Here is an 8,726-nt window from a genome sequence, read left to right as displayed (position 1 = left end):
TTGGGCCGCCGCTTCGTCGCGCGCGGCCTTCACCGCTGCGATCCGCGCCACCTGGCCTGCGCGTACCGCGTGATTGTCGATATCGAGGATCTCGACCGGTGCCTCGTCGGCCAGCCGGTATGTGTTGACCCCGACGATGACATCCTCGCCCCGGTCGACCTTGGCCGCGCGCGCCGCGCTTGCCTCCTCGATCATCGCCTTGGGCCAGCCCGAAGCGACCGCCTTGGCCATGCCGCCTTCGGCCTCGATCCGCTCGATCAGCGCCCACGCACCGTCGACCAGGCTCTGGGTCAGGCTCTCGACATAGTAACTGCCGCCCAAGGGATCGACGACCTTCGTCATCCCCGTCTCTTCCTGCAGCACGATCTGCGTGTTGCGAGCGATCCGGGCGGAGAAGTCGGTGGGAAGCGCGATGGCCTCGTCCAGCGCATTGGTGTGCAGCGACTGCGTGCCCCCCAGCATCGCGGCCATCGCCTCGATGGTGGTGCGGATGACGTTGTTATACGGGTCCTGCTCGGTCAGCGACACGCCGCTCGTCTGGCAGTGCGTACGCAGCATCTTGGAGCGTTCGTCCTTCGCCCCCAGCTGCGTCATCGCCCGGTGCCACAGCACGCGGGCGGCACGCAGCTTGGCGACCTCCATGAAGAAGTTCATGCCGATGGCAAAGAAGAAGGACAGGCGGCCCGCGAATTTGTCGATGTCGAGGCCCGACGCCACGCCATATTTCACATATTCCATGCCGTCGGCGATAGTGAAGGCCAGCTCCTGGAGCTGCGTCGCCCCGGCCTCCTGCATGTGATAGCCCGAGATCGAGATGCTGTTGAACCTGGGCATCTCGGCCGAGGTATAGGCAAAGATGTCCGAGATGATCCGCATGCTCGGCTCGGGCGGATAGATATATGTGTTGCGGACCATGAACTCCTTGAGGATGTCGTTCTGGATGGTCCCTTCCAGCTTGGAGCGGTGAACCCCCTGTTCCTCGGCCGCGACGATGAAGAAGGCCAGCACCGGGATCACCGCGCCGTTCATCGTCATCGAAACCGACATGGCATCGAGCGGAATGCCGTCGAACAGGATCTTCATATCCTCGACCGTGTCGATCGCGACGCCCGCCTTGCCGACATCACCCGTGACGCGGGGGTGGTCGCTGTCATAACCCCGGTGCGTCGCCAGATCGAAGGCGACCGACAGCCCCTTCTGCCCCGCCGCCAGATTGCGGCGGTAAAAGGCGTTCGACTCCTCGGCGGTCGAAAAGCCCGCATATTGCCGGATCGTCCAGGGGCGCCCCGCATACATGCTGGCNGCCGCCAGATTGCGGCGGTAAAAGGCGTTCGACTCCTCGGCGGTCGAAAAGCCCGCATATTGCCGGATCGTCCAGGGGCGCCCCGCATACATGCTGGCGCGCACGCCGCGCGTGAACGGCGCGAAGCCCGGCAGGCCGGGGTCCTCGCGCACATCCTCGGCGGTGTAGAGCGGCTTGACCGTGATCCCCTCCGGCGTCTGCCATGACAGGTCGCGACCCTTCACCTCGCGTGCGGCAAGGGCTTCCCAGTCGGATAGAGTGGTCATGCGCGCTTCCAATGGGTTTGCGTGACGAGAGCGCCAGCCCTCCCCCATCCCCTCCCGCTTGCGGGAGGGGCGTGTCTGGGGGCAGCTCTCGCCCAGAGCTTCTCCTCTCCCGCAGGCGGGAGGGGATGGGGGAGGGCCTCCCCCCTCGCGCCCCTCTCAGAGCGGCAGATTGTCATGCTTCTTCCACGGGTTCGCCAGGTCCTTGTTGCGCAGCTTGCGCAGGCCCAGCGCGATGCGGCGGCGGGTCGAGTGTGGCTGGATCACCTCGTCGACAAAGCCCTTGCTGGCCGCCACGAACGGGTTGGCGAAGCGCGCCTCATATTCCGCCGTCCGCTCGGCGATCTCCTCGGGCGTCTTGCCGCGGAAGATGATCTCGACCGCGCCCTTCGCGCCCATCACCGCGATCTCGGCGGTCGGCCAGGCATAGTTGAGGTCGCCGCGCAGATGCTTCGACGCCATCACGTCGTACGCCCCGCCATAGGCCTTACGCGTGATGACCGTGATCTTCGGCACCGTCGCCTCGGCATAGGCGAAGAGCAGTTTCGCGCCATGCTTGATGATGCCGTTATGCTCCTGCGCGGTGCCGGGCAGGAAGCCGGGCACGTCGACAAAGGTCACGATCGGGATCTCGAACGCATCGCAGAAGCGCACGAAGCGCGCCGCCTTGCGGCTGGCATTGATGTCGAGCACCCCCGCCAGCACCATCGGCTGGTTGGCGACGAAGCCGACCGTGCGCCCCTCGATCCGGCCGAAGCCGGTGATGATGTTGGCGCCGTGGGCGGGCTGCACCTCGAAGAAGTCGCCCTCGTCGACCACCTTCGATAGCAGCTCGTGCATGTCATAGGGCTGGTTGGCGCTGGCCGGGATCAGCGTGTCGAGGCTTTCCTCTTGTCTGTCCCAGGCGTCGGCGGTCNTCGGCGGCTTTGGCGTCTTCCTGCTGATGCTGGCCCTCGTCGACCACCTTCGATAGCAGCTCGTGCATGTCATAGGGCTGGTTGGCGCTGGCCGGGATCAGCGTGTCGAGGCTTTCCTCTTGTCTGTCCCAGGCGTCGGCGGTCGGCCGCTCGGGCACGCCTTCACGGTTGTTGGCGGGCAGGAAGTCGATGAAGTCGCGCGCCGCCAGCAGCGCCTCGATATCGTCCTCGAACGCGACGTCGGCGACACCGGTTTTCGTCGTATGCGTGACTGCACCGCCCAACGCCTCTTGCGTCACGACCTCGTTGGTCACCGTCTTCACCACATCGGGGCCGGTGACGAACATATAGCTCGAGTCCTTCACCATGAAGATGAAGTCGGTCATCGCCGGGCTGTACACNCTCGTTGGTCACCGTCTTCACCACATCGGGGCCGGTGACGAACATATAGCTCGAGTCCTTCACCATGAAGATGAAGTCGGTCATCGCCGGGCTGTACACCGCGCCGCCCGCGCATGGCCCCATGATGAGACTGAGCTGCGGCACCACGCCGCTGGCCAGCACGTTGCGCTGGAACACCTCGGCATAGCCGCCGAGGCTGGCCACACCCTCCTGGATGCGCGCGCCGCCGCTGTCGTTCAGGCCGATGACCGGCGCGCCGACCTTCATCGCCATGTCCATGATCTTGCAGATCTTCTGCGCATGGCGTTCGGACAGCGAGCCGCCGAAAACGGTGAAGTCCTGGCTGAAGACGAACACCAGTCGCCCGTTGATCGTGCCCGAGCCGGTCACCACGCCGTCGCCGGGAATGACCTGTTCGGTCATGCCGAAGTCGGTGCAATTATGCTCGACGAACATGTCGAGCTCCTCGAAGCTGCCCTCGTCGAGCAGCACGTCGAGCCGCTCGCGCGCGGTCAGCTTGCCCTTGGCGTGCTGCGCCGCGACGCGCTTCTCGCCACCACCAGCAGCACGTCGAGCCGCTCGCGCGCGGTCAGCTTGCCCTTGGCGTGCTGCGCCGCGACGCGCTTCTCGCCACCACCGGCGCGCGCGGCCGCGCGGCGGCGTTCCAGTTCGATAGAATTCGAGCCCATCGTCAGCGCCGCCGGGTGATGGTCTGGGTGTTGGTATATTCCATCAACCCCTCAATGCCGCCTTCGACACCGAGCCCCGACTGCTTCATGCCCCCAAAGGCGGCTAGGGGAGTGAGGTGCTGGGTTTCGTTGATCCAGACGGTGCCGCTGGCGATCCGGGCAGCGAGGTCCATGGCGGCTTCCGGATTGCCCGTCCAGATCGAGGCGCCGAGACCATATTCGCTGGCATTCACCCGCTCGATCACCTCGTCCACGTCATCGAAACGGAGAAGCGGGAGGATGGGACCGAACTGCTCTTCCTGAACGATGCGGCTATCCTCGGGCGGATTGTCGAGGATGGTGATGGGGACGAAATAGCCGGGCGTGTCGGCCGCCTCGCCGCCGAGCAGGAATCGGTAGCCCTTGTCGCGCGCGTCGCGGATGAGGTCTAGGACGCGCTCATATTGCAGGCGGTTGTTGATCGGGCCAAGCCGTACGCCCTGTTGCGCCCCGTCGCCGGTCTGCACGGTGCGGGCATAGGCGATCAGCGCCTCCTTCAGCGGTTCGTACACGTCGCGGTGGACATACATGCGCTTGGTCGCGATGCAGATCTGGCCGTTATTGGTAAAGGCCGCCCAGAACAGCTGCTCCGCCAGCGCCTCCACATCCGCGTCGGGTAGCACGATCGCGGCGTCGTTGCCCCCCAGTTCCAGCGTCACGCGCTTCAGCGTGGCCGAGGCGCTCTGCATGACCCGCCGTCCGGTCGCGGTCGATCCGGTGAAGCTGACCTTGTCGATGCCTGGATGCTCGGTCAGCCACGGGCCGAGACTGTCGCCGCCGGTCACGACGTTCAGCACACCGGGGGGCAGGATCGTCGCGGCCAGTTCGCCGAACTTCAGCGTCGTCAGCGGCGTGAAGGGGGAGGGCTTCAGGACCAGCGTGTTGCCCGCGAGCAGGGCTGGGCCAACCTTGAACATCGCCAGCACCATCGGGAAGTTCCACGGCGCGATGGCGCCGACCACGCCGATCGGAACGCGGCGCGTTTCGCTATAGCGGTCTGCGGAGTCCTCGTTGACCGTCACCGGCAGGTCGAGCGTCGCCGCGCCTTTCAGCCAAAGCCCGGCACCCATCACCTCGTTGAAGGCATCGGCATGGGGCTTGCCCTGCTCGGCGGTGAGGAGACGCTTGAAGTCCTCCGCATGGGCGATCACCGCGTCACCGAGCTTGTCGATCAGCGCGCGGCGCTCGGCGATGGGGGTGGCGGCCCAGCCGCGAAAGGCAGCGCGGGCAGCGGTCACGGCGGAGTCGAGATGGTCACGGGTCGCGTCCGGGGCTTGGGCCAGCACTTGCTCGGTCGCGGGGTTGAGTACGTCGAACAGGCTGTCCGAGGACACCGGCTTGCCGCCGATCGTCATGTGGAACGACGTATCGAAGTCCATCTCGCTCTCCATATCCGGCGGTGCCATCCATTGCGGCCCGCTCTGTCGTGGAACGGGCGCTATCAGATCGTGCGCAAGGAACGCATGGCCTCCGCAAGAAATGTCAAAAAGCGCGACAGGTCCATGCAAAGCCGCCTGACCGGACCTGATCTACACATAGTCCAGCAAGAGGCCGTCACAGAGTCTCTGCGAAAATAGGAGAGGGCTATGAGGGCCAGGATCAGCGCGGCGCTGCTTGCCAGCGCGGCATTCGTGTTCCCGTTCGCGGCACAGGCGCAAAGCGCCGACGCGGGGCAGGGAGCGCCACCCACCACCGACGCAACGCCCCAGGCGGATGCCGCCACGCCCGTACAGGACGGCGTATCGTCGGGGGATATCATCGTGACCGCGCAGCGGCGCGCCCAGTCGATCCTGACCGTTCCCATCGCCATCTCGGCGATTGGCGGCGATGCGCTGGTGACCAAGGGCATCACCAACTCTGCCAATCTGGCGGTGGCGGTGCCGAACCTGCAAGTCAGCAGCCCCTATGGCCAGACCCAGCCCAATTTCTCGCTGCGCGGGATCAGCGTCGCGAACGAATATAATTCCAACCAGGCGTCACCGATCGGCGTCTATATCGACGACGTCTATCTCGCCAGCCGCACGGCGCATGGCATGGGCCTGTTCGACCTGGACCGCGTGGAGGTGCTGCGCGGGCCGCAGGGCACGTTGTTCGGTCGCAACACGACGGGCGGCGCGATCAACTTCATCACCAAGGCGCCGAGCCTGCACGGCAATGAAGGCTATGCCGAGGCCGGATACGGCAATTTCAACACCGTCACCGCGCAAGCCGCGGTCGAGGCCACGATGGTCGAGGATCAGCTGGGTGTCCGCATCGCGGGCAATTACGCGAAAGGCGACGGGCAGATCCATAATGTCTATCCCGGCGGGCGCGACGGCAATTCGCAGGACACGTTGCAGGGGCGGGTGTCGCTGCGCATCCGGCCCGGCAACGGCCCGCTCGACATCAAGTTGAAGGTCTATGGCGGACGCGACCAGGGCAGCCAGGCCGCGATCCATGGGTTGGGGGCCTTCCGTACCGGTTTGGGCTTCTTCGAGATCAATGAGAACCGGATCGGGCTGAACCGGACCGAGGCCTATGGCGGGTCGGCGACCATCGCCTATGAGGTGTCCCCGACCGTCGTCTTCACCTCGATCACGTCGCGCGATGGCGGCAAGCAGAATTTGCAGCAGGCCGCCGACGGATCGCCGCTCGACATTCTCGACATCAACTGGCGGTCGAGCTTCCAGCAGTTCAGCGAGGAGGCGCGGTTCAATTACAATGGCACCCGGCTGAAGCTGGTGGGCGGCGGTTTCTATGGCTGGGACGAGGTCATCACGGATAATCGCTTCAACATCGGCCAGGCGATCGCGCCGACGGTCAATGGTGGCTTCTTCCAGCATTATCGCCAGGTTCGCCGTTCCTATGCCGTCTTCGCGCAGGGCGATTACGACCTGACCGAGCGGCTGAGCCTGACGCTGGGTGCGCGCTACACCTGGGATCGCAGCCAGTATCGTGACGGCTATGCGTATCTGTTCGCGGGCAATATCGGCGGGCCGGAGACGCCGCTGGCAACGACGGTGCCCTGCGCCGGGGTGCCGGGGACGTGCCCTTACGATCCCAATGCACGGTTCGCCCTGAATGGTCGCAACAATGCGCTGACCGGTCGGGTTTCGCTGAACTACACCTTTGAGGGCGGTACGCTGATCTATGCCAGCTATAATCGCGGCTATCGCTCGGGCGCGTTCAATGGCGGCGGCTACACCTCGTCGGCAGGCATCAATTATATCGCGCCGGAACGGGTGAATGCCTATGAAGTGGGCCTGAAGGGGCGCTATTTCGACAATGCGCTGACCCTGACCATGTCAGGCTTCTATTATGACTATATCAACCAGCAGGTGCAGGACACCCGGCCCGGTCCGGTGTCCTTCCTGGTCAACGCACCGAAGGCCGAGGTGTACGGCGTCGAGGGCGAGGCGCGGTGGCGGCTGACCCCGGCGGTGACGATCAACGCGTCGGCGGGCTATCTCCATGCGACCTACAAGGAACTGACGCTCCAGAATACCCGGCTGGACGGCAACGATCTGCCCTTCGCACCCCGTTTCACCGCACAGGGCGGGGTCGACCTGACCCTGTTCAAGGACGGCAATAACGGCCTGACGGTCTCGCCCAGCGTCGCCTATTTCTCGCGCCAGTACTTCTCGCCGTTCAACGGTATCAACGCGGTCGGCACCGGGCAGCAGAACAGCGAGTTGCAGCAAGAGGGTTTCGCCAAGGTCAACCTGACCGCTGCGCTGACCACCGGCCGTTTCACCATCAAGGCGTTCGCCACCAACCTGCTGAACGCCAGGACCTATGCTTACGGGCTCGACCTGCGCGGGGCGGGCTTTCCCTACAACTTCCTTGTTCCCGCCGCACCGCGCACCTTCGGCGGCTCTGTCCGGGTGGCATTCTGACATGGCAACGATCACGACCCCTGACCTGAAGGACCCCGGCCTCTATGAGGCGGGGGTTCCCTGGGACCTGTTCGCGGCGTTGCGCCGCGACGATCCGGTGCACTGGAACCCGGAGACGGATGGCGCGGGCTTCTGGTCCGTCATGCGTCATGCCGACATCGTGGAGGTGTCCCGCCAGCCCCTGCTATTCTCCTCGGCGCACGAGAATGGCGGGCACCGCATCTTCAACGAGAATGAAGTCGGACTGACCGGTGCGGGCGAGTCCGCCATCGGCATCCCCTTCATCTCGCGCGATCCGCCGATCCACACCCGCTATCGCAAGTTCATCATGCCCGCGCTGTCGCCGGGTCGGCTGGGCGATATCGAAACGCGTATCCGCGAGCGGGCGACGAAGCTGATCGACGCGATCCCGCTGAACGAAGTGGTGAACGTCGTGCCGCTATTGTCGGCTCCACTGCCACTGATGACGCTGGCCGAACTGCTTGGCGTGTCGATCGACCTCTGGCCCAAGCTCTACGACTGGACCAATGCGTTTGTCGGCGAGGACGATCCAGAGTTCCGCCAGAGTCCCGAGGCGATGGCGGCTACGCTGGGCGAGTTCTTCGCCTTCGGGCAGGAACTGTTCGAGGCGCGGCGTGCGGAGCCGACCTCCGACATTGCCTCGCTGCTCGCCAACGCGGAGATCGACGGGCAACCGGTGCCGTTCCGCGACTTCATCGGCAATCTGATCCTGGTGCTGGTCGGTGGCAACGAGACGACGCGCAACTCGCTGAGCCACAGCATCGTCGCTCTATCGGAGAACCCGGACCAGTGGGAGACCATCCGGCAGAACCGCGACGTGCTGAAGACCGCGACGCCGGAGATGGTCCGCTATGCCAGCCCGGTCATGCATATGCGCCGCACCGCGATGGAGGATACGGTCGTCGGTGGCCAACGTATCGCCAAGGGCGACAAGGTCGTCCTCTGGTACATTTCCGCCAATCGCGACGAGACGGTGTTTCCCGAGGCCGACCGCTTCCTCGTCACCCGCAAGGGCGCTCAGCATGTCGGTTTCGGGTCGGGACAGCATGTCTGCGTCGGCTCGCGGCTGGCGGAAATGCAGCTGCGGGTCGCGTTCGACTTGCTGGCGGATCGTGTTACATCTTTCGACGTGCAAGCACCGCCGCGACGGTTCCGGTCGAACTTCATCAACGGCCTTAAGAACCTCGACGTCATCATGCGGGCTGTATGAGGAGAGA

General features: G+C 64.9%; 5 protein-coding genes and 4 pseudogenes. 2 read left to right on the top strand and 7 right to left on the bottom strand.

All coding sequences use genetic code 11. From position 1 onward, the window contains the following. The 7 genes and pseudogenes from ASF14_RS05490 to ASF14_RS05475 form a co-directional block, all read right to left on the bottom strand. A pseudogene (locus tag ASF14_RS05490) lies at positions 1-1,302 on the bottom strand (methylmalonyl-CoA mutase family protein); the annotation flags it as partial. A 1-nt stretch (position 1,303) separates the two neighbouring features. After that, positions 1,304-1,569 (bottom strand): methylmalonyl-CoA mutase family protein (locus ASF14_RS22525; RefSeq protein WP_443025760.1); only part of this gene is annotated, 266 nt, incomplete at its 3' end. Between the two features lie 156 nt (positions 1,570-1,725). Further along, positions 1,726-2,482: pseudogene (locus tag ASF14_RS21805) on the bottom strand (acyl-CoA carboxylase subunit beta); the annotation flags it as partial. 50 nt (positions 2,483-2,532) lie between these two features. Then, positions 2,533-2,884: pseudogene (locus tag ASF14_RS21300) on the bottom strand (carboxyl transferase domain-containing protein); the annotation flags it as partial. 1 nt (position 2,885) lies between these two features. Then, positions 2,886-3,473, bottom strand: a pseudogene (locus ASF14_RS21295) (carboxyl transferase domain-containing protein); the annotation flags it as partial. After that, positions 3,398-3,574: a hypothetical protein gene (locus tag ASF14_RS22135; protein WP_236696942.1), complete on the bottom strand. Its 177-nt coding sequence runs from the start codon at positions 3,572-3,574 to the stop codon at positions 3,398-3,400. The pseudogene ASF14_RS21295 and the gene ASF14_RS22135, both read right to left, overlap by 76 nt. Positions 3,575-3,576: 2 nt before the next feature. Next, positions 3,577-4,992 carry an aldehyde dehydrogenase family protein gene (locus tag ASF14_RS05475; protein ID WP_056432820.1) on the bottom strand — a complete coding sequence of 472 codons (1,416 nt, stop codon included), beginning with the start codon at positions 4,990-4,992 and terminating at the stop codon, positions 3,577-3,579. A 207-nt stretch (positions 4,993-5,199) separates the two neighbouring features. Between ASF14_RS05475 and ASF14_RS05470 the strand changes: the two genes are divergently transcribed. Both ASF14_RS05470 and ASF14_RS05465 read left to right on the top strand, forming a co-directional pair. Then, the gene (locus ASF14_RS05470) at positions 5,200-7,488 is read left to right on the top strand and encodes a TonB-dependent receptor (RefSeq protein ID WP_056432768.1); all 2,289 of its coding nucleotides are present in this window, start codon (positions 5,200-5,202) and stop codon (positions 7,486-7,488) included. A 1-nt stretch (position 7,489) separates the two neighbouring features. Continuing rightward, entirely contained in the window at positions 7,490-8,719 is a 1,230-nt protein-coding gene (locus ASF14_RS05465; protein WP_056432764.1) for a cytochrome P450, read from the top strand. The last annotated feature ends 7 nt before the right edge of the window (positions 8,720-8,726 follow it).

The sequence above is a fragment of the Sphingomonas sp. Leaf257 genome (assembly GCF_001422185.1).
Classification (GTDB): Bacteria; Pseudomonadota; Alphaproteobacteria; order Sphingomonadales; family Sphingomonadaceae; genus Sphingomonas; species Sphingomonas yabuuchiae.
The sequence above is the reverse complement of the archived record's forward strand: the minus strand, read 5'-3'. Positions and strand labels throughout refer to the sequence as shown.

Excerpts from the sequence above, each read along its gene's own strand:
- ASF14_RS22135 (WP_236696942.1), bottom strand. The coding sequence starts at position 3,574 with ATGGGCTCGAATTCTATCGAACTGGAACGCCGCCGCGCGGCCGCGCGC.
- ASF14_RS05475 (WP_056432820.1), bottom strand. The coding sequence starts at position 4,992 with ATGGACTTCGATACGTCGTTCCACATGACGATCGGCGGCAAGCCGGTG.
- ASF14_RS05470 (WP_056432768.1), top strand. The coding sequence starts at position 5,200 with ATGAGGGCCAGGATCAGCGCGGCGCTGCTTGCCAGCGCGGCATTCGTG.
- ASF14_RS05465 (WP_056432764.1), top strand. The coding sequence starts at position 7,490 with ATGGCAACGATCACGACCCCTGACCTGAAGGACCCCGGCCTCTATGAG.